The organism is Mogibacterium sp. CM50 (genome assembly GCF_000293155.1).
GTDB classification, from domain to species: Bacteria; Bacillota; Clostridia; order Peptostreptococcales; family Anaerovoracaceae; genus Mogibacterium; species Mogibacterium timidum.
Genome location: NZ_ALNL01000027.1, coordinates 1 through 20,627, shown reverse-complemented (window position 1 = coordinate 20,627; position 20,627 = coordinate 1). Strand labels below are relative to the sequence as shown.

Annotated in this window: 18 protein-coding genes and 1 pseudogene; 3 read left to right on the top strand and 16 right to left on the bottom strand. The window is 46.3% G+C overall.

What is annotated here, in order from left to right:
* From lysS to HMPREF1152_RS04430, 5 genes are all read right to left on the bottom strand, one after another.
* A partial coding sequence (gene lysS, locus HMPREF1152_RS04450) for a lysine--tRNA ligase (RefSeq protein ID WP_009643954.1) occupies positions 1 to 1,822 on the bottom strand: 1,822 nt, incomplete at its 3' end.
* A 94-nt stretch (positions 1,823 to 1,916) separates the two neighbouring features.
* A complete protein-coding gene (gene greA, locus HMPREF1152_RS04445; protein ID WP_009643957.1) occupies positions 1,917 to 2,396 on the bottom strand; it encodes a transcription elongation factor GreA in 480 nt (159 codons plus the stop codon).
* A 30-nt stretch (positions 2,397 to 2,426) separates the two neighbouring features.
* Complete coding sequence (locus HMPREF1152_RS04440; protein ID WP_009643952.1) at positions 2,427 to 3,551, bottom strand: alanine racemase; 1,125 nt, start codon at positions 3,549 to 3,551, stop codon at positions 2,427 to 2,429.
* A complete protein-coding gene (locus HMPREF1152_RS04435) occupies positions 3,542 to 5,431 on the bottom strand; it encodes an AMP-dependent synthetase/ligase (RefSeq protein WP_009643970.1) in 1,890 nt (629 codons plus the stop codon). Before HMPREF1152_RS04435 ends, HMPREF1152_RS04440 begins: the two co-directional genes overlap by 10 nt.
* Positions 5,382 to 7,169 carry an AMP-dependent synthetase/ligase gene (locus HMPREF1152_RS04430; RefSeq protein ID WP_009643956.1) on the bottom strand — a complete coding sequence of 596 codons (1,788 nt, stop codon included), beginning with the start codon at positions 7,167 to 7,169 and terminating at the stop codon, positions 5,382 to 5,384. The genes HMPREF1152_RS04435 and HMPREF1152_RS04430 overlap by 50 nt, the downstream gene beginning before the upstream one ends.
* 212 nt (positions 7,170 to 7,381) lie before the next feature.
* On the opposite strand from HMPREF1152_RS04430, the gene HMPREF1152_RS04425 reads away from it, so the two are divergent.
* Positions 7,382 to 7,933, top strand: coding sequence for a phosphoribosyltransferase family protein (locus HMPREF1152_RS04425; RefSeq protein ID WP_009643967.1), 552 nt, complete (start codon positions 7,382 to 7,384; stop codon positions 7,931 to 7,933).
* 11 nt (positions 7,934 to 7,944) lie between these two features.
* On the opposite strand, the gene HMPREF1152_RS04420 is transcribed toward HMPREF1152_RS04425, so the two are convergent.
* The 7 genes from HMPREF1152_RS04420 to HMPREF1152_RS04385 all read right to left on the bottom strand — a co-directional run bounded on the left by HMPREF1152_RS04420 (position 7,945) and on the right by HMPREF1152_RS04385 (position 13,864).
* A complete protein-coding gene (locus tag HMPREF1152_RS04420) occupies positions 7,945 to 8,127 on the bottom strand; it encodes a hypothetical protein (RefSeq protein WP_039883567.1) in 183 nt (60 codons plus the stop codon).
* A 30-nt stretch (positions 8,128 to 8,157) separates the two neighbouring features.
* Positions 8,158 to 8,925 (bottom strand): endo alpha-1,4 polygalactosaminidase, encoded by a 768-nt coding sequence (locus HMPREF1152_RS04415; RefSeq protein WP_242822275.1) that lies wholly within the window; start codon positions 8,923 to 8,925, stop codon positions 8,158 to 8,160.
* A gap of 351 nt (positions 8,926 to 9,276) precedes the next feature.
* Positions 9,277 to 10,308, bottom strand: a complete 1,032-nt coding sequence (locus HMPREF1152_RS04410) for a proline racemase family protein (protein WP_009643962.1) — start codon at positions 10,306 to 10,308, stop codon at positions 9,277 to 9,279.
* Positions 10,292 to 11,176 (bottom strand): sulfite exporter TauE/SafE family protein, encoded by an 885-nt coding sequence (locus tag HMPREF1152_RS04405; protein WP_009643966.1) that lies wholly within the window; start codon positions 11,174 to 11,176, stop codon positions 10,292 to 10,294. Before HMPREF1152_RS04405 ends, HMPREF1152_RS04410 begins: the two co-directional genes overlap by 17 nt.
* A 243-nt stretch (positions 11,177 to 11,419) precedes the next feature.
* The gene (gene prdB, locus HMPREF1152_RS09265; RefSeq protein WP_083844325.1) at positions 11,420 to 12,145 is read right to left on the bottom strand and encodes a D-proline reductase (dithiol) protein PrdB; all 726 of its coding nucleotides are present in this window, start codon (positions 12,143 to 12,145) and stop codon (positions 11,420 to 11,422) included.
* The gene (locus tag HMPREF1152_RS04390) at positions 12,142 to 12,381 is read right to left on the bottom strand and encodes a CBO2463/CBO2479 domain-containing protein (protein ID WP_009643961.1); all 240 of its coding nucleotides are present in this window, start codon (positions 12,379 to 12,381) and stop codon (positions 12,142 to 12,144) included. The genes prdB and HMPREF1152_RS04390 overlap by 4 nt, the downstream gene beginning before the upstream one ends.
* Positions 12,353 to 13,864 carry a glycine/sarcosine/betaine reductase component B subunit gene (locus HMPREF1152_RS04385; protein ID WP_009643958.1) on the bottom strand — a complete coding sequence of 504 codons (1,512 nt, stop codon included), beginning with the start codon at positions 13,862 to 13,864 and terminating at the stop codon, positions 12,353 to 12,355. Before HMPREF1152_RS04385 ends, HMPREF1152_RS04390 begins: the two co-directional genes overlap by 29 nt.
* A 342-nt stretch (positions 13,865 to 14,206) precedes the next feature.
* Here HMPREF1152_RS04385 and HMPREF1152_RS04380 point away from each other — a divergent pair, with 342 nt between their 5' ends.
* On the top strand, positions 14,207 to 15,106 hold the full coding sequence (locus HMPREF1152_RS04380; protein ID WP_009643969.1) for a LysR family transcriptional regulator: 900 nt from the start codon (positions 14,207 to 14,209) through the stop codon (positions 15,104 to 15,106).
* Positions 15,107 to 15,255: 149 nt separating this feature from the next.
* Here the strand turns inward: HMPREF1152_RS04380 and HMPREF1152_RS04375 are convergent, their stop codons facing one another.
* The 4 genes and pseudogenes from HMPREF1152_RS04375 to HMPREF1152_RS10045 form a co-directional block, all read right to left on the bottom strand.
* Positions 15,256 to 16,989: an ABC transporter ATP-binding protein gene (locus HMPREF1152_RS04375; protein ID WP_009643953.1), complete on the bottom strand. Its 1,734-nt coding sequence runs from the start codon at positions 16,987 to 16,989 to the stop codon at positions 15,256 to 15,258.
* Complete coding sequence (locus tag HMPREF1152_RS04370) at positions 16,982 to 18,760, bottom strand: ABC transporter ATP-binding protein (RefSeq protein WP_009643959.1); 1,779 nt, start codon at positions 18,758 to 18,760, stop codon at positions 16,982 to 16,984. Before HMPREF1152_RS04370 ends, HMPREF1152_RS04375 begins: the two co-directional genes overlap by 8 nt.
* 130 nt (positions 18,761 to 18,890) lie before the next feature.
* Positions 18,891 to 19,541: a TetR/AcrR family transcriptional regulator gene (locus HMPREF1152_RS04365; RefSeq protein WP_009643960.1), complete on the bottom strand. Its 651-nt coding sequence runs from the start codon at positions 19,539 to 19,541 to the stop codon at positions 18,891 to 18,893.
* Positions 19,542 to 19,757: 216 nt separating this feature from the next.
* Positions 19,758 to 19,850, bottom strand: a pseudogene (locus HMPREF1152_RS10045) (hypothetical protein); the annotation flags it as partial.
* Between the two features lie 443 nt (positions 19,851 to 20,293).
* On the opposite strand from HMPREF1152_RS10045, the gene HMPREF1152_RS04360 reads away from it, so the two are divergent.
* On the top strand, positions 20,294 to 20,627 hold a 334-nt coding region (locus HMPREF1152_RS04360), incomplete at its 3' end, for a helix-turn-helix domain-containing protein (RefSeq protein ID WP_009643964.1).

Here is a 20,627-nt window from a genome sequence, read left to right as displayed (position 1 = left end):
GAGGAGGCAAGTTGGTTATAGCGACCAGAGTCTTTCCAACCAGCTCATCTGCGGAGTATGTATCTTTGATACCTGAAAGAATAGTTCTCTCCTTTCCAGTACCATCATTGAGCGTAAAGTTAAGAAGCTTCTTGCTTTTAGGAACCTCTTCACAAGCCAGCACCTTCACAACTCTGAAATCAGATTTGCTGAATGTATCGAAATCAACAATATCTTCAAACAAAGGCTCCACTTTAACCCTGGATAAATCGAGCTTTCTCTCTGCCCTCTCATCTGTACTGCCGCCCTTGCTCAACGGCTTCATAACAGGGAACAGCTGTACGTCTCTGATAGTTGAGGAATCTGTGAGCAGCATTACCAGTCTGTCTACTCCGATTCCCAGTCCGCCCGTTGGAGGCATTCCAACCTCGAGGGCATTGACGAAGTCGGTGTCCATAGGGTGTGCCTCATCGTCAAGGCCGAGCTCCAGCTCGCGCTGCTGTTCAGCAAATCTCTCATGCTGATCGATTGGGTCGTTGAGCTCGGAGAATGCGTTGGACATCTCCCAGCCGTTGATATAAGCTTCGAACCTGCGAGTGATACGCGGATCCTTAGGATCCTTCTTAGCCAATGGCGATACCTCAACAGGATGTCCTGTCAGGAACACCGGGCCATCGAGCAGTCCCGGTATGTCCTCGCAGTACTCGTCAAACATCTCAGCTATGATTTTGCCGCGAGGCCAGTGCTTGACCTCCTCAGCATCCATTCCGTATGCAATTGCTCTCTCTCGAGCCTCCGCATCATCATCAATCCTGTCAAAAGGAATTCCTGTAACCTTGATTACAGTCTCCGTCATATCTATCTTGCTCCATGGAGGCGTCACATCAAAGGTCTTGCCTTCATATGTAATGATAGGTGTACCGTTAACTTCCATAGCACACTTGTACACAACCTGCTCCATCAGCTCCATCATGTCCTCGAGGTTGCCGTAAGCCATGTAGCACTCCATCGAAGTGAACTCAGGGCTGTGGTTCTTGTCCATTCCCTCGTTGCGGAATACCTTCCCCAGCTCGTATACTCTATCGAGTCCGCCTACGATAAGTCTCTTGAGCGGCAACTCCAGCGAGATACGAAGGTGCAGGTCGAAGTCGAGAGCATTATGATGAGTATTGAACGGTCTGGCGTTTGCACCGCCCGCAATCGTCTGCAGCACAGGAGTCTCAACCTCCAGGAAGCCATACTCCTCCTCTAGGACTCTACGGATTGTGCTAACGATTTTCGCACGTCTAATAAACGTATCTCTCACGTCGGAATTTACGATAAGATCGACGTAACGCTGTCTGTATCTGAGATCTGTATCCACAAGGCCGCTCCACTTATCAGGTAGCACCTGAAGCGACTTAGCCAGCAGTGTCAGCTCCTGTACGTGAACCGAAATCTCTCCGGTTCTGGTCTTGAACACAAGTCCCCTGAGACCCACCAGATCGCCGATGTCATATGTCTTGAACAGCTTATACTCGTCAGTACCGATCTCGTCACGCTTGACGTAGCACTGGATTCTGCCCTGCTTGTCCTGAATATCGAAAAACGCCGCCTTGCCCATGATTCTCTTGCTCATGATACGGCCGGCCAGTGCAACCTCTTGTTCTTCCATGGCCTCGTAGTTGTCCTTGATATCCTTGCTGTGTGCGGTTACATCGTATGTTTCCTGCACAAACGGGTCTCTGCCCATGTCGCGAAGCTCCTGAAGCTTGTCTCTTCTAATCTGACGCTGTTCACTTATCTCCTCTGCGGTAAGCTCCGGCTGTCCATGCTCAGGAGTCTTTGCATTATCGTTACTCATTATGATTCCGTAATCCTTTCCTGTAAGTTGTATAAAATATTTTTGGTTCTTGAGCTATACAGATATCTTGGTATCTACCGTAGCTATCCCCATCCTACTTCCTTACATCGAGAACCTCGTACTTAGCGGTTCCGTCTATAACCGGGAACTCCAGCACATCTCCTGCTCTGGCACCCATCAGATGCTGACCTACGGCAGAAGCATTGGAAAGCTTGCCGTTAAACGGATCTGCCTCTGTGTTGCCTACGATCTTGTATGTAATCTCTTCGTCGTATACGAGGTCATGAAGAGTTACTGTACGTCCTGTAGCAATCACACCCTCATCTGTACTCTCGTCCTCGTCAGCAATCTTGGCTGTACGAAGCATAGCCTCAATGCTGGTGATTCTCTCCTCTGTCTCCGCCTGTGCATCCTTAGCCGCATCATATTCGGAATTCTCGGAGATATCTCCATATGAGATAGCTTCCTTAAGTCTAGCTGCGTTCTCTTTTCTGGTTACAGTAATAAGATGTTCGAGCTCCTTCTGGAGAGCTTCATAACCCTCTCTAGTCATTTCGTTATTAGACGTTGTCATTGATCTCTTACTCCTTTCAACTTTCCGTCACTAAATCTCGTATTTCTTAACATTTTCGCTCGCTGACAGGTTCAGCAATGCGTCATATTTCAGTCTAAATGTCACGATGTCTCCAATCTTGATGTTCCCATCGATATCCTCGACATCTATTATCGTGTGGTCACCCGAAGCTCCCACCAGCTCCACGCCCTTGCGATCGGGGATGAGGTTGTCTATATCACCATAGTCGGCTCTACCCATTGCCAGCAGTGCACGCCTTCTCATACCTCTATCAAAATATTTGCGCTTCTTGCCGGCTGCATCGACTCCGAGCCTCCCCTGTGGATAACTTGCCTTCACCTTGAGCTCTATGACCTCTGCCTCGAGCGAAAAAGGCGTATCCAGTTCATCCATAGCTTCTAGATTATAGCACACTCTGACATCTTCAAGTGGACCTATTATAGGACCTGCTCCGAGCCTAAGCATGTTGATCTTACCGGGCATATATCCGTTATACACGCCGAGCAAGCTCGATGTGGCTCCACCTGACACATACTCCAGTTCTCTGCCTATCTCAGATTCAACGTGTTCCGCCAATTCAGCGAGTGCCGACATTTTATCCTCTGTCGGCATTACCGAACCATAACAGCCGAGATTGGTTCCCACTCCTGCAAGCACCAGCCCCGGCATCTCATTCTCAACCTTAACAGCCGTCTCGATCAGCTCTTCCATATCAAAGAATCCCTCTCTGAGGTCCCCGAGGTCAGCCATCAGGATAACCTTGTGGGTGATGCCGCGCTTCAAAGCGGCCTCGTTGATAGCCTCTAGGACCACCGGCTCACTGTTGAGACTGATATCTGCAATATTGAGCATCTCCGATACCTCTGACAGCATCGGAACTCTTATCATCAGCAACGGAACTCTTATACCTGCCGCCTTGGCTCTAGCCAGCTGCTCCAGTCTCGATGAACCTATAAGCTTAGCACCGCCTGTCACAAAATCCTCCGCAGTAGCCGCGGCACCGTTCGTAGCCTTGATAATGCCGGCAATATCTATTCCATGCTCGCCGCATTTGGATGAGAGAATCCTCACGTTGTTAACCAGCTTTGCCCTGTCGTAAAACAGCGCGGGGTATTTGTACTCTTCCATGAGTCTGTTCTCGCTTTCTATGCCCACTTGTTGTCCTCGACAAATCTTCTAATCTTGAGCCCTGTTGTCTTGTTGAATTCCCTGTCACGGATGATGACATGATTGATTCTCTTGAAAATAGGCATTGTATCGTTCTGTGTGTCCACGATTCGCTCGATGTATTCGCGCACCTGTTCATCTGTAGCATCTTCACCAAGCTCCTCGGTTATGTGCTCCCTGTCTGCGCGAATGGTAGCATATATACCTCGCTTCAGCGAGTCCTCGTTGTCCTCGTCACCCCAAATCATGCATTCTGCAATGCAGTCATTCTTCATGAGATAGAACTCGAGTTCCTCCGGAAATACATTCTTGCCATTAGCGGCGATTATGACGTTCTTTTTGCGTCCGGTTATGTAAACATAATCATTTTCGTTTATGTATCCGAGGTCGCCCGTGTGGAACCAGCCGTCTACTATAGCATCAGCCGTGCTCTCGGGATCCTTGTAATATCCCATCATTATGTTAGGTCCGCGGAAACAAATCTCTCCGATACCTTCCGCATCCTTGTCAGCTATCATGCACTCAACGAATGGCAGCAGATGACCCGCCGAAGCGTTGTCAATCAGCTTAGCATTGTCCGGATTGAGAGATACCATAGGTGAGGTTTCGGTCAGACCGTAGCCCTGAACGGCATTTATACCGAGGCTGCGGAAGAAGTCCATAATCTTTCCGTCGATTGCCGCACCGCCGACTATCAGCATCTTCATGCGACCGCCAAACAGATCTGTAATCTGCTTGGTCGCCTTCTTGCTGATATCCAGCCCAATCCTCCTTGTATATTTATTTATCTTGAGGAGTGCATTCAACTGCTTCTCCTTACCGCTCTTCCTGATCTGCCCGATGATCTTGCTATAGAAGTTCTCGTAGATAAGCGGAACAGCGAGCATTAAGTGAGGCCGTACCTCCTGCAGGTCCTTGACTATGTATTTTAACCCCCGGCAAAATGCTATCGTCGCTCCGCAGTACATCGCCTCTATGAAGGTACATGTACATTCATAGGTGTGGTGAATCGGAAGAACGGAGAAGAACACATCTCCCGGCTGTATGTCTATGAAAGACTGGGCAAGCATTACGTTGGAGCTGATATTCCTGTTGCTGAGCATTACCCCCTTGGATGTTCCTGTAGTTCCCGATGTAAACAGAATAACCGCGAGATCCGTATTGACAATCTCAGCGTCGATAAAGCTCCTGTCGCCCGCCTCAACAAGCTCGTAGCCGCGCTCCCTCAGCTTGTGCCAGGACAGCAGCCCTTTGTGTTCGTTTTCGTGGCTGTGCATACCGGCATTGATTACCAGCTTCAGGCTGTTGTCGTCCCTGTCCTTGATTCGCTTGAACATATCATAATGCTTGTCCATGGTGATGACTGCCGACAGCTCGCCGCCGGCAGTTAAATGTGCGAGCTCGTCCTCGTTGAGTTCCTTGTCCAGAGGCACAATCACGCCGGTACCGCAGACTACAGCCAGATAGCTCTCTGCCCATTCGTAGCAATTCTTGCCGATAACGCCGACATGCTTGCCCTTGAGCCCGAGCTCGATGAGTGCAGTGCCAAGAGCATTAACATCTGTAAGCACCTTGCTGTATGAAATCTCCTGAAAGGGTTGATCATTTTCAAACTTCTGCAGGAACAAGGGCTTGTCCCCGTACAGCTCCGCGCTGGTCTCCAGGATATTCTTGATATCCGTTACTGCGCGTCGCCATCTGTAGGCGATAGCCGGATCGCCGGACTCTTTGATATAGTCCATCATGGACTGCATGTCCTCCAGTTCCCCGGACTTTAGAGCTCTGTAATGCGCTCTGCACTGGAGCTCACCGGCTCCGTTAAAATCTGCGTCCCTTCTCGAAGTCCCTGTCGTCGAATTGGTACTCATAGTTCTCCTTCTCAAACCTCTTGATCTTGAGTGTCGTCGTTTTGATAAAATCGTCTTCACGAATCTCTATTCTCTTAACGCGCTTGTAAGGTGGCATCTTGGAATTAGCTTCTTCAACAGCCTCCTTGAGCAGCTTGTACTTATCCTCGTCATTCTCCGCGCCGGCTTCCTCGAGAGCCTTATAATCAGGGTACATGATAGCTGTACAGATGAGGTCGTCCTTAACCTCTTCAGGTTTACCGTATACAATCACTTCACAGATATAATCGCTGAGCAGCAGGTAGTACTCCACCTCCTCCGGAAAAATATTCTTGCCGCCCTTTGTTACGATTACATTTTTCTTACGTCCTGTGATATACAGGAAGCCATCCTCGTCAAAGTAACCGTAGTCACCGGTGTACAGCCAGCCGTCCTTAATGGTCTTAGCCGTGTTCTCCGCATCCTTGTAGTATCCCATCATGACAGATGGTCCCTTGCAGATAACCTCGCCGATGCCGCTGCTGTCCTTATCAATAATGCGAACCTCAGTACCGGGCATCGGTTTTCCGACTGAAGCAGCCTTGCCATACCTGTCCTGATTGACAGCGATAATCGGAGAATTCTCAGTCATGCCGTAGCCCTGCATCATCGGCAATCCCATGGCTTCAAACTCAGCAATAACATTGGGATCGATCGCGGCTCCTCCGGCAATCAACAGGTGAAGACTCTCGCCAAATATTCCGTGCACCGCCTTGAACAGTCTCTTGGTAACCGCCCTGTTGTTCCTGAGGTCAAGCTTCATCGACATGCCGATAGCTCTCCTGAGCTTATCGGTGCTGCCGCTCTTCTCGGCATTTGTCCAAATCTTTCTATATATATTCTCGAATATCAGCGGAACTCCAAGCATGATATTGCATTCCGCCTCCACGAAATTCTTCTGTATGTATTTGAGACCCTCGCAAATAACTACTGTCGCTCCCTGATAGAAGCTCGTCATAACTGTGCAAGTCATCTCGTACACGTGATGCATAGGAAGCACATCGAGCACACGACCTGCTTCCGGTATATGTACGTATTTAGACATGTTGAATACATTTTGTGAGAGGTTCCTATGAGACAGCATTACCCCCTTAGCCAAGCCGGTAGTACCGGACGTAAACAGGATAGTAGATAAATCATCTGCATTGATTTGCGCATCGATGTACCCCTGCTTACCCTCTGCCACGAGCTCCTTACCCTCTGCTACAAGCTGTGACATAGTTATCAGCCTGTTGTCTGTTATCAACTCGTCTACCTCGTCATTAGGTGCAGCCATGATGATGACCTGCTTGACGAGAGGGAGCTTGTCAAGCAGCGGTACAACAGTTGGTGCGAGCTTGGGAGATGCAAAGATGGCCTCTACGTCTGCGCGTTCCAACAGGTTGGTGATCTCACCCGGCTCAAGGTTCCTATCGATAGGAACGATTACTCCCACTCCGCAGACAACCGAGTAGTAGGACAGAGCCCATCTGTGCGAATTTTCACCGATTACTGCAACCTTGCTGCCCTTGAAGCCTCTCTCTATAAGAGCAGCTCCTATAGCGTTCTGCTCTGCCTTGAACTCCGCATAGGTCATGGTCTTGAACGGCTCCTTATGCTCGTCCTTATACATATATGCAACTCTGTCCGGAAAAGCCTCAACGGAAGCGTCTATCATCTCTTTGATGGTCTCTACGTATTTTACATCATATAGCTGATTTTCATATTTCTTCTTGTTCATATTTCGCCAACCTCTGTACCCTTGCCAATGTGCTCAAAAGTGCCATACCAAGCGATTTTATAATCAATACATAATACGGAATTCTATCATTTTCTGCGTTTCATTGCAATTATTTGCAAGGTTATCGCGAGCGGTGATATAATATTCGGGTTGAAAGGACTTCTATACCTCACAGCATTCGAGGATAGACAACAAGACACGGAGGAAGACAAATGGAATACTTATTAAATGTCGCGGGACTGGAGAGACACCTCCCTATTTGCAAGGTTTCAGACGACATATATATTGCGGCTTTCATCATGTTCAACGATATTGAAGTTACAGTTGCATGTGCTGAGGAGTTGCTCAAAAAGGCACCTGAGTTTGATGTCATCATCACCGCGGAATCCAAGGGAATTCCGCTGGCATACGAGATGGCAAGGCAGGCCGGCAATAAACCGTACATTGTAGCTCGCAAAGGGCCTAAGATCTACATGAGCGACCTCGTAACCGTAAACGTTGATTCTATCACCACAGACCACATGCAGACTCTCTGCGTCGGTCATGACGAGAGAGAGGTTATGGAGGGCAAGCAGATTCTCGTCGTTGACGATGTAATCAGCACAGGCGAATCCATTGCCGCGCTGGACAAGCTTGTCGATGAAGTCGGCGGAAACGTCGTTGGCCGGATGTCGGTGCTCGCTGAAGGAGAAGCCGCTAACAGAGACGATATTATCTTCCTTGCGAAGTTGCCTTTATTTGATGCTAACGGAGAGGTTATGTAGGTCGATTGCATTTACCAAATCGGCAGCCCGATGAATTTTGGAACATTAAAGCATACGGTGATTGTCTGAAATTCTGTAACACAGTTTTGAATCTCGGTAGCCGGAGCAGGGCTTTGCTTCCGGCTCGTTAAGTCTGACAGAACTATCGCTCTGCCTTCTATCTTCATGGTATCATCGCTTTGCTTCCGGCTCATTAAGTCCGACAGGCGCTCAATGAGCCTCCGTTAATTAAGCTCCAAGCCCTTCGCGTTGTACCAGAAAAAACCGTTTTCCTTACAATAGCTTTCAATATCATCTGCAAGAGACCCATCTGCGCCATACTCCAGCAGATATACGGACAACCCGAATTTCTTCACTCTGGAGATATATTTTTTAAAATATAGCGTTTCTTTTTTCGTCTGCCTTCCATAGCTTTTATTTTTAAAATCTATACTGGTAAATACAGTCTCCTGATTGATCCCGTCAAATAGAGAAAGTGCCCTATTCTCATCTATACACCTTAAAACAAAATCATCACCACCGTTTATAATGAGTGAAAGGTTATGACCTTTCAGGCCTTTCATAATAGAACAAAGACCGCGGAAGTTGTCCTCTGTAGAATAATGATGATATACATCCGTGTTATCCAAAAAAAGGCCGTCAAACCCCATTTCGGCATATTTTTTGCCCAGTTCATTTACAATAAATCGTTGCCACTCCGGAGAAGATACATCTATCCACCGTTCATCCGGCCAGTCCTTATACTGTCCAAGCGTATTCCCCTTGAAGCGGTTAAAGTAGGGTCGATATACCTCAATGGCACCTACGTTAAGATATCCGTATACCTTCTTTCCCTCTCTGTGAAGTGCGCGAATCTGGTCAGTCTGAAATTCAGATGGTTCAATAACTACAATACGATAATCCCGCAAGCGGTCTATCTGCTCCTTATTGATGCCGAGAAATACTCCATATTCTTTCCTCGACTTTATCGTGCATCCGGAAAAAAAGATCAAAATGAATAAACATAAGCATAAAACAAAGGATAAAAGCGGAATTAATAAAGAGAGCAACCGTTTATTTCTCATGAATCTACTCCATACTGAAAAACCGAGATGCTGTAGGCTCGTAATGCGCATCGCATCCTGACGGTACATTTTCCGGAAAAATCTGTCACCTGTCTGAAGCCCGTTAGTCATATATCTCTTTACGACGATCAGCTACAGCTTACCATAAAATTCGGAATGACTCTATATCTCCGGGAAATTTTCAAAACAATCCGCAGCGGGGAGCAAAGCCTTGCTCCCCGCTCGTTAATTCCGATAAAAAAGATGTTTCTATATTACAGGTATGACCTGTCTTGAAAACTATTCTCCCAGTACGAAGCCGTATCTTAAAGGGTCACGCGGGTCTATCAGATAGGTTGCAATTCCCGTAACATACGCGCTTCCGGTAATCTGAGGAATTACAGCGGAGAATTCACCCTCCTGAACCTCATCTATCAGCTCTCCTCTAAACAGAGTCCCGATGACACTCTCATTAATCAACGGACGATGCAGTCCGAGCCTTCCATGAGCATACATCATCGCCATCTTCGCACAGGTTCCAGTTCCGCACGGGCTGCGGTCAACCTGATGCTTCCCGAAAACCACGATGTTCTTCATATCCGCTTGTTCAGTCGGACTTTCATCATAAAACTCCAATGTGGTAACCTCCCTTATGTCAACCGTCGGGTGTCGAATTTCTACCTCCTGAGGAATTTTTTCCAACATTTTAATTCCGACATCGGTAAAAAACGGAATATTCTCAGCGCAGATTTCAACTCCCAGCTTGCGGGCATCCACGAGAGGGATAAATTGTCCGCCAAACGAAATAGCATAAGGTATCCGATATCCGTCTATATCAATTTCGAGATTATCCTTATACAGAAATGACGGTACATTTGTAATAGTCACTTCTTGGGCACGGCCATTCTCCACCTTAACACGGGTGTGTACAACTCCTGCTGCAGTATCCAGAACAACCTCGGTAAAAGGTTCCCGCACCTCTACAAGCCCCGCCTCCACAAGTGCAGTAGCCGTCCCGATGCTACCGTGACCGCACATGTTGGTATAGGTCTCCGACTCCATAAACAACACGCCATAGTCCGCCTCGGCATGCACAGGCTCAAGCACAATTGAACCGAACATGTCCTTATGTCCCCTGGGTTCAAACATCAGAGCCCTGCGATATTGGTCATAGTGTTCCACAATATAGTTGCGTTTTTCTATCATCGTGTTCCCCGGTATCTCCGGAAAACCCCCGATAACCACCCGTGTGAATTCGCCCATTGTGTGAGTATCGATAGCCGTAAAACACCTTTCAAAGTGTTTAAAATCAATTTTAGGTTTCAGATTCATGCTTCCTCCCTTCCCCAAACGCCTGTACGAGCATAGAAATACCCGTATAGATGCAGACAATTATGACAAGCCACTGGAGTGCATTAAGCGGAAGCGCTTTTACGATAAATGCAGCAATAATTACCCCCGGAATCCCGGCAAGTGCAAATCCCAATGCGGCTTGTTTGTTGTAACGTCCTGATTCGAAGTACGGAAACGAGCCTCCCGCTATGCTGAGGCAGCCGATTCCCATCATTATCGGGAATGAAACGGCAGGGTTCATTCCCAGCATATATACGAGTACCATAGTAGGCGCATAGTTGCCTATCCCTACCGTGAGTAAAGCCGCCAGAACAGCAGCTCCGGCACCTCCGATTACCAGACGGATTCCATGCAGTCCGATAGCAGTCCCTCCAAGCGGCATCAATTGGAATTTGCTTGCAAGCATCAGAGTAGCGGCAATCAGAAGCGCACATCCCATAAATTTCCTCAAGGTGTTCACCTTCAGCTTAACCGCCTGATTACCGCCAAGGACAGCCCCGAGCACAGCACAGGCATACATGGTAAAAAGAGTTGTAATCTCAACCTCAATTATCGAAAGTGAGACCAGCGCTTCTACGGCTACCGGAATAACAGCGCCGGTAACAAGCGTCCCCGGGATTTCCTCATCCGATACGGTCCCGGTCAAGCGATAGCAGGCGAGGGAAGGGGCAAAAGATCCTATTCCGAGATAATCAAAGAAATTGAAGATGAAGCCCATCCCCCAATAAATCCCTATCGTTTTGGGTTGCAATCCTCTTTCTCGCTCTCTAATAAAGTGTTTTGTCAGGAAAGCGCCCTGAACCGTTCCGAATCCTAATATCAGTGCCTGGATTATTCTGAGTATCATAACTCCTCCTCGTCTGTTTTTAAGCCGACGATAAAAGGCGGCTCTTTTGTCGTGCCTATCTTTCTTAAACAATCTTTTTGTTTTATTCCTAAAAAGCACCCGACTTTTTATTAACAGGCTTACTATTTTGGAACCTATCGTCGCCTCGTCTGCCGCTGCTCTCGCAGAAACTTTTTATTAATAAGCTTACTATTCCGAAACCCCGGGTATCTTAAACGATCAAGATACCCGGGCAAATCCGGTTCAGATTTTCGCGTGATATACATATGGCAGAGGACGGATAATCCCCGGCATATCCGCTTTGACAACCTGCTGCAGTGCGGCTTTAACAATTGCTGTTTGCATTGCCGTATTGTGAGGCTCCCCGGCATTGGCTCCCATCGGAACAGATGGGGCAACCCCGCGAGGTGCACCTTGCTGCACGCAAACCGGCGGAAGAGCTGCTATAATGCAGGTTGAAATTCCTGCGGCTTCAATTGCTCTCTGCACCAAAACGGTGGAGCGGTGGCAGGTTCCTCATCCGGCTGTCAGGATTACTATATCCGCCCCTTCACTTACGAAGAGCTCCGCTACCTCCGGACCTATCTGATTGGTGAAGGTGTCAATATCGCCGCCTCCTCCCATGAAACCGGCATTTATATCACAGAAATGCTTGATAAACCCTTCGCTTTCGAGTTCAATCATCCGTTGATACGGCCACATACTGTTGATATCCCTGTTGACATCTGTATGATCGTATCCTCCATGTGTTATCATCAGTTCATCCGGTGCAACATCACGCGGGATTTCCCTCCAGCTTCCATCTCCGGCGAGCTTATACGGCTTCTGAGTTTTCAAATGAACTCCGCAGGCACTGGCAAACCCGACAGTGCATTCCTCGAGCGGCTTGGTGAGAGGAGTCCAGACAGGCGCGGGAGTAATCGGAGTATATATTTCCGAAGCCATATTTTTAACTGTTGTAATCTTCATAAATTATCGCTTGCCTCCTTTTCATAATTATCATTCTGCATTTCCACATAGCTCATCAGGAACCGAACGTTATCGCCTATCTTTGGACGATGTTCACTGATCAGGCATCGCAACGGCAACTTCAGCACACCCATTCTTGCAGTTATCTGTACATAGAAATAAGTGTCATTTATCTCGGTTATGGTTCCCGTATGCGGAACGGCTTCGTTATTCACATGAATACCGTGGATCAGCATGGCCATACACCTCCTCTGCCAGCTCCTCATTATCCTTGATCAGTGCAGGATTGTATCGACGTTCCGCCTGTCGTATTTTCTCTCCTACAATCTTATTTTTGACGAGTGCCACAGCCCTTATTGCAGTTTCCTCTGTCCCTGTATTTTTGGCTAGAATATCCTCAACATTTCCATGCTCTGTTACGCAATGATCGACCATGACATCCATGTATTTATTACCGACAACCAGAGCTCCCTGAACACCGCAGTAAGAGCAGCCTACAACCGGGATCCCGAGAGAACCGATTTGCTCTATATGCGATGCAAAGTCTATATGATTATTACCAAAGCCTTCCGTCGTAACAATGCAGCCGTCCGGATTCAAAGCCTCAACAATGGCTCCTACTCGCCCGGATACATAGAACTTTTCAGTATTTGCCTGAGGTGATCCGACAAACAGCACCCCTAACAGGTCAATCTCCGGATCGGAAGCGAGCCGTTTGAGATACGGTTCTCTCCAGTAATGCAGAGAGGTCTCCTTCGTGTCCGGCGTGATGCAGGTCAAAGCATGAATCCCGCCATCAAGCACTTCATTGGGGCGCAGCAAAACCGGTACGTTACCCAGATCAACATTCGGGCGTCCTCCAAGAAAGCCGCAAGGCTCATCGGGCAAAATCAGATTGTCATGCATAGCTCCCTGACCCATAATTTCCTTCACCAGCAGAATCCTAAGCGCCCCCTGACGTTCCACATCCAGGTATTCGCGTTCGGCAGCAGCCGTTGATGCATCCTTCTCCTTCAGCACTTCACGAAGCTCCTGTGTGATGATATCCAGTGCCTGATGGGCAGCCAACGGTCCCGGACGTTCCATGCCGCAGCCTTCCTGAATCGTGACATTTAACCGGATGATAAAGGCATCACGATCCGGCGCTCCCGGACGCCCGAATTCGACATTTTCTTCATAAATTCCGTTTGAGACATTTGCATCCGCAATCTGCAGTCCCGCCTCATCGGTCCCGGTGAGCATCATGTACACCCCGGTCATTTCAAAAGTGGTGCCTTCACCGAGCATACCTTCTTTCTTCACAGCAATGGGCTGCACATCCATCATACTGTTTGTGTAAACATGCTGCTTATCCGGATAGATGATATCCAGCTCTGCTGATTTAACCAGATCGTTACATCCCTGAGCCTCCGCCTCCAGACTTTTCCTTACGGTAAGAACTCCATCCTCAAAGCTTGTACGTTCTCCAAGTCTTACCTCAGTAACCGGGAATGCACAATTCTTCAAAACATGACGAACAGAGTGCGCAGCTGCCTCATCCTCGTATAGCTCTTTCTGTTTATCAGAACGGAATAATACAGAAGGTGCCCTTCCCGACATCTCTTCTTTTGGTTCTACAGGAATCTCAAGATGAATTTCTTTTCCTTCCGCAATATCAATTTTAAGCAGTCCTCCTGCCGTAATATCACGGGGAAATCCCTGTTTCAATGAATTAGACACAACATTACCCTCCTTATCACTTTGTTCGTTTATGCACTAAACAGCACAATTCTTAAATTGATAAGAAGCAAAATCATTGATTTCTTATATCTAAATATGGTAGATTTTAAGTGTTAATAATTATAGAAGAAACCGATTCTGACATTGCCTCTTATCAATTATTATTATATAAAGCCTTATCGGTGTATAAACGACAAGAAATTTCACGAAGTTCTGAAATACTTTCATAACATGCAGGTAAATTCCATATGCAGGCGTTATGAAAATATTTCATAAGCTTCCGTAAATTTGGAAGGAGGAAGCACTAGATACAGTTCTACATATAGATAAGAGGAGGCGTCCATGTTAAACAAATATGAGGTTTTTGTCCAGGTTGCAGAAACACGCAATCTTACAAAAGTCGCAGAAAGATACCATTACTCACAATCTGCAATAAGTCATGCCCTTCGCGCCCTGGAGGAAGAAATCGGACTCCCGCTCGTTCACCGTGCAAAAAACGGGATTACTCTGACCAAATATGGAGAAGAACTCCTGCCTGATTTTCGCAGGATCGTATGCAGCCGAGAGAGATTGCTGCAAAAGGCAGACCAGTTTCGCGGACTGCGGCGAGGCACACTGCGTGTCGGAGCCTTTACGAGTGTATCGATGCACTGGATTCCGGCCGTTGCCGAAAAGTTCGCAGCGGAATACCCCAACATCCAGCTGATTCAATCTCACAGCAGCTATGACGGAGTGGAAGCAGGACTACAGACCGGGCAGTTGGATATAGGTTTTTTGTCAGGTTATTATAAAGGAAATTTTGAATTTATGCCGTTATATCAGGATGAATATCTTGTACTCCTCCCTCCTGATGATCCGCTGGCACAATATGAACGCATACCGATTGAGGCTTTGAATTACAGACGTTTTGTGCTCATGGAAGAGGGTGGAGAATATGACGCGTGGCACATTCTCTCACGAATAAAAGGAGCTGAGGTAGTCCATTATGTAAATGAAGATATGCTTGCTGTGCCGTTAGTTGAGCACGGAATCGGGATATCCATTCTACCCAAGCTTATCCTGGACGGAATCGCCACTCCGGCAGTTAAAAAACGCTTTGCGGAGCCGCGTTACCGAGTTATCGGAATTGCCGCCAACTCCTTCAAGGATGCTCCACCGCTGGCACAGCTGTTTATCGACCTGACAAAGGATTACATTGAGACCTGGGATCCGGATAAGCTGAAGGCTAGCATCTCCTATTAAAAATAAAGTTTTGACATCGAAAAACGGCTCATATCGCTGAGGTGTGCCCAGTCCGATGACTGTCCCAAAATTCAACTTCGGGGGTCGGTTCACACCTGATACAAGCCGTTTTTTGCTATTTTATCACAGCTATATTTTACCGCTGCGTACTATAATTTCCAACCAATCGCCTCGGAACGTGCTGATACAAAATCCCTGTAGATTCCGCCAGCCTTCATCAGCTCCTCGTGAGTGCCCTGCTGCGCTATTCTGCCTTTATCAATAACATAGATCCTGTCTGCATTGCGTACAGTCTTGAGTCTGTGGGCAATCATCAATATGGTCTTCTCTTTGGTAAGCTCTTTGATTGCCAACATCAGCTCACGCTCGTTTTCCGGATCTACATTTGCCGTAGCCTCATCCAGTATGATAATAGGTGCATCCTTCATAATGGCACGAGCGATAGATATGCGCTGCTTCTGCCCACCGGAAAGGCTGGCCCCCGCTTCCCCCAGCACCGTATCATAACCGTCTGGCAGCTCGCTTATAAAATCATGGCAGCAAGCCTTCTTAGCCGCATCTATGACCATATCCATTGAAGCATCAGGCTGCCCAAATCTGATATTATTGGCTATCGTATCATGGAACAGATATACGGACTGGAATACAAAGCTGAAGTTTTCCATCAAAGAGTTCATATTATAGGCCCGAACATCTCTATTATCAAGCTTGACTTGCCCCGACTTAACGTCCCAAAACCTTGCTATCAGATGGCAAATCGTCGTTTTGCCGCTTCCCGACGGCCCTACAAAGGCCACCGTAGATTTCTCCGGAATTGAAAGACTGAGATCATCAATAACCTTCCTTGTGTCATATGCAAAATCAACGTGATTCATCTCAATATTCTGTGTTTCAGTCCTGATATACTCTCCATCAATATCCATATTCTCAATAGCAAGCACTGACTCCGCTTTGTCAACGGAAATATCAACTGCACGCAGAAGAGCCGAGAAGTTACCGGCGGAATCAAGTGCAGCGTACATCAGGAAGGCCGCAATCATCATAACTATGGATGTCGCAAGATCCATAGTCCCCGCCAGGTAGAAGCGTAAAGAGAGTATGCACATCAATACCCCTGTCATCTTAATGATCCAGCTCTGCAATGTGACAAATGGCATAATCTTGAGTTCCATGCGAATATTTGCTTTTGATGAATTATCAATGCAGTTATCCAGCTTCTTGTTATTCTCTCCGATAAGTTTGAAATTTTTTGCTTCTGCAATTCCCTGTATAAATTCCAACACCTCGCTAACCATAGCAGCATCCGTATCCAGCTTGCCCTTCGACACCTCAACTGAATGTCTCTGCAAAAAAGAATTGATCACAAAGAATATCAGAAGTCCGGCGAGAGCCACCGCTCCGATTCTGAGATCGAAAATCAGCAGCAGCACTGTGATTAAACAGGACTCAAGCGTGCCTCCAAGCGTCAACATTACAACGCGTGTTGCAACATCAGCCAACAGCTCCATAGTATTTGTAGTTATACTTGTGATATTTCCAAGCGATGTTTCGTTGAAATATCCCATCGGTACATAGCGAAGATGCTCAGCTATCTCTATCCGCTTTCCCGCACAGGTTGTATACCCTGCGATGGTCTGCTGCATCTTGCTTCTTCGGGATACAATGCATTGTACAATCATTCCTCCAACAAGAACTGCGAGTGACAACATGATGGTTCTGTAGGTCACATCGCCGCGTACTACCGCCGTCACCAGTATATAAATTGCCGGAATTTTCATGGCTTGACCGACAGCCTCTATCACACCGAGAAAAATCGCTTCATAATACCTTTTTTTATTTTCCGCTCCCGAGAACCGGAAGAATTTCATCAGAATTTTAAACATCAGTCTCACCTCCGTCTACAGTATCCCTTGCCGATACATGTGCAAGCCACATTTTATTATAAAGCCCGTCTTTTCTTCGAAGTTCTTCGTGAGTCCCGACGTCATCGATATTTCCGTCATCCACCACAATTATCTGATCTGCATCCACAATGGTAGATAATCTATGCGCTATGACGATAAGCGTTTTGCCCTTAATCATGCCGGCAATCGAGCGCTGTACCACCGCTTCACTTTCAGGATCGGTGTAAGCAGTAGCTTCATCGAGTATAACAATTGGCGCCCCCTTGAGCATCGCTCTGGCTATGGAGACACGCTGCCTTTCGCCACCGGAAAGGTGTCCGCCGGCATCACCGACTATAGTGTCATATCCGTTTTCCAATCTCATGATAAAGTCATGGCAACCGCAGCGCTTCGCTGCTTCAATGACATCCTCATCGCCGGCACCCTTACGCCCCATGCGGATGTTGTCCATTACCGAACGATTGAACAGATAATTATCCTGAGATACATAGGCAATCTTGGTATTATAATCGTCCCAGCTCATATCCTTGATATTAACTCCGCCAAATGTGATCTCACCGCTGTCTACGTCCCAGAGTGCAGCGATGAGTCTGGCAATTGTAGATTTACCGGAGCCTGACGGTCCTACCAGCGCATTCACACTACCCTCCTTGATAGATATGTTTACCCCGTGCAGAATTTCCGTACCTTCTTCATATGAGAATCTGACATTCTTAATAACAATATCATTTCCATCAGGTTTACAGTCTGTAGCTTCAGGACGCTCCAGCTCTTTACGATCAAGTATTCCCTGAACCTCTCCGAATACAATTTCGATCTTGGCCATATCATCCGTATATGACATCACAGTTATAAGCGGTGCCAGCATGCCGACTGAGAGAATGAGCACTGTGATAAGCTCTCCTGCTGTGATTGACCCATGCATGAAGAGAATGCCTCCAACAGGTATAATTGTCAGAATGGTAGTAGGAGTTATAGCCATACCGATTGTAAAAAATACGATTGTTGATTTCATCCAATCGATAAAGCAATATGCTCCTTCATGTGCCGCCTTCTCGAATTTCTCATATGAGCTGTCCGTCTTGCCGAAGGCCTTGATTACCTCAATACCGTTGATATACTCAACTGCCGTATCATTGAGAGCCTTTGTTTTTTTTACGCAATCAGCCCAACGACTGCCTGCATTCCTGGTCATCATCCCCATACAAAAAGCAGCCACCGGCAGCGTCATAATGCTTGCAAGGCCCAGTTTCCAGTTAATGGTAAAGATATAAACGAGCACCGCTATAGGAGCAATCAGATTAGCGGTGAACTCCGGCACAATGTGTGCAAGTGTAGTTTCAAGGCTATCTACTCTCTCAACGATAATACTCTTTAGAGAACCGGAAGACATACGTTTAACATCTCCAAGCGGCATGCGGGTAAGCTTGAAGCAGAGCGCTTTTCTTATATCTCCCAGAACTGCAAAGGTAGCAGCATGCGAGAAGCCTGTAGAAACAGAATGCAGCAATGCTCTAAGAGTCCATAAAACAATCATCCATATAAAATACCCTTGATAGGCGTCCCAGTCACTAACACCATCCAGCAGTTTAACAACGATACGGCTCATCAGGTAATACGGGATGATGGAGCATATCACTCCAAGTAAAGCGAATATAACGGAGAGAATATATTTACTCTTTCGCGAACTCGCAAATCGTTTAATTATGGCAAGCGCATTACTGCCATTACGTCCTGAAGAATCATTCATATGTCTTCCTCCTTGTCTTTAAACAGTTATAATTGATAAATTTGTGTCCGTAATCAGCTAATCGACAGTTGATTAGTCCAGTCTAACTTAAGCTCCAAAAAAAACGGTATCATCTTGTGGAAATATCCGCTTAGAAAATACCACCAAATAGCTCCTGCCATCCTGCGGTGTAAAATCTGCGAATGAGTTCAAGCTGGACCTTAGCCTCCGAATATGTCATCTCATGAACGATAAGCTCACGAAACGCATTAAACATGCCTGTAGCCATAATATGCTCGAATCTGTAATCGATATTCAGAAACTCCTGTGCCGCCTCCTTCATGTCATTATGAAGATCGACCTTAAAATTTTCAGTAGATTCAACCTCAATCTCAACCAATCTGTCTACAAAATCCGAAAATCTTGTTCCTTCTGATTTCATGAACATGATTCTTACTTCTCTTAGATGCTCATATGCGTAATTCAACATCCAATGCATGCAGTCACGCGATACATCGGCCATGTCCGCCTTCTGTTCATCAAACTCTTTAATCGCAAATGATTCCTGAACATCCGTGTAGTGCTGCATCATAGCATCGTAATGCACACCAACAATACCTTCAAACAGCTCCGCCTTACTGGAATAATACCCATAGAAGGCTCCTGTAGTCACCCCTGCATTCTTCACAATCTGACGCAAAGAAGCGCCCTGATATCCCTTCTGTTCGAATTCATAAAGTGCAGCTTCTATAATCCTGCGTTTGGTCTGAACTTCGTCTGTAGTGTAAGGCTGCGTATTCATATTACTCCTGTAGTTAAACTGCGACATCATGTAACACTGTTATATAACGCTGTTATATTATCATTGAATGACTATAATGTCAAGAAAAAATTCGTTCTGATATTAAAAAACAGCAACCCGCTATTTCCGATTGCTGTTTATGTCTATTGAATTCCTATACCGAGAGAGTGTAGTTTTCTGCTGCTGTTTGTTCTGTAACAACTTGTCAAGGACTTTCTAATCATTTTTATCGCCTTTTTGATGTTTTTCCCTCTCCATTTCTCTAAGCATTATGCGTTTTAATTTGTCTTGCATGGTTTCCGTTGCATTTTAGTCGCTTTTTCAATTTAATCAAATATCAAAAATGGATATGTTTTATTATAAACTTTAATAACTAACCCTCAAACCCCTTGAAATACAAGGAAATTTGCAAGAGTACAAGTTGAATTTACTACCAATTTACTACTTTTGAGGAAAGAGCCTTGATGTGCTGTAAAACTCTTGCAGATAGGAACATTCTACCACAGATAGCACAAAGCATGTTGTGAGGATCAAAACTAAATAGGAAATCGTAAAAGCGGTGTTCTTTCGCTTCTGTTAAAGGAAGCATAGGATGCCGCTTTTTTCATGCCCATGTTACGAAGTAGAGGTAAATAAGGGCTTGAAATACAAGGCTTTCAGAGGGCGGTTTTGAAAAAGTAAGGGAAATATACCTTTTCTTTCAAAATTGCTCTTTTACTGCGTAACAAATAAAAAACGAAAGGAGTATCCGCATGGCAGTTTTCAGAGTAGAGAAAAACAAAGGCTATACCGTCATGAGCAATCATCATCTGCGAAATAAGGAACTGACCCTAAAGGCAAAAGGCTTGCTTTCTCAAATGCTGTCGCTTCCGGAAAACTGGGACTATACCCTTGCAGGACTATCCCATATCAACAAAGAAAGTATTGACGCCATTCGCACAGCAGTTTTGGAGCTTGAAAAGGCAGGATATATTGAAAGGTCACAAGGCAGAGATGAAAAAGGGAAAATGACAGCCATTACCTACACCATTTATGAGCAGCCGATTAGTCCGGTATTAGACCAGCCGGTATTGGAAAATCCAACAT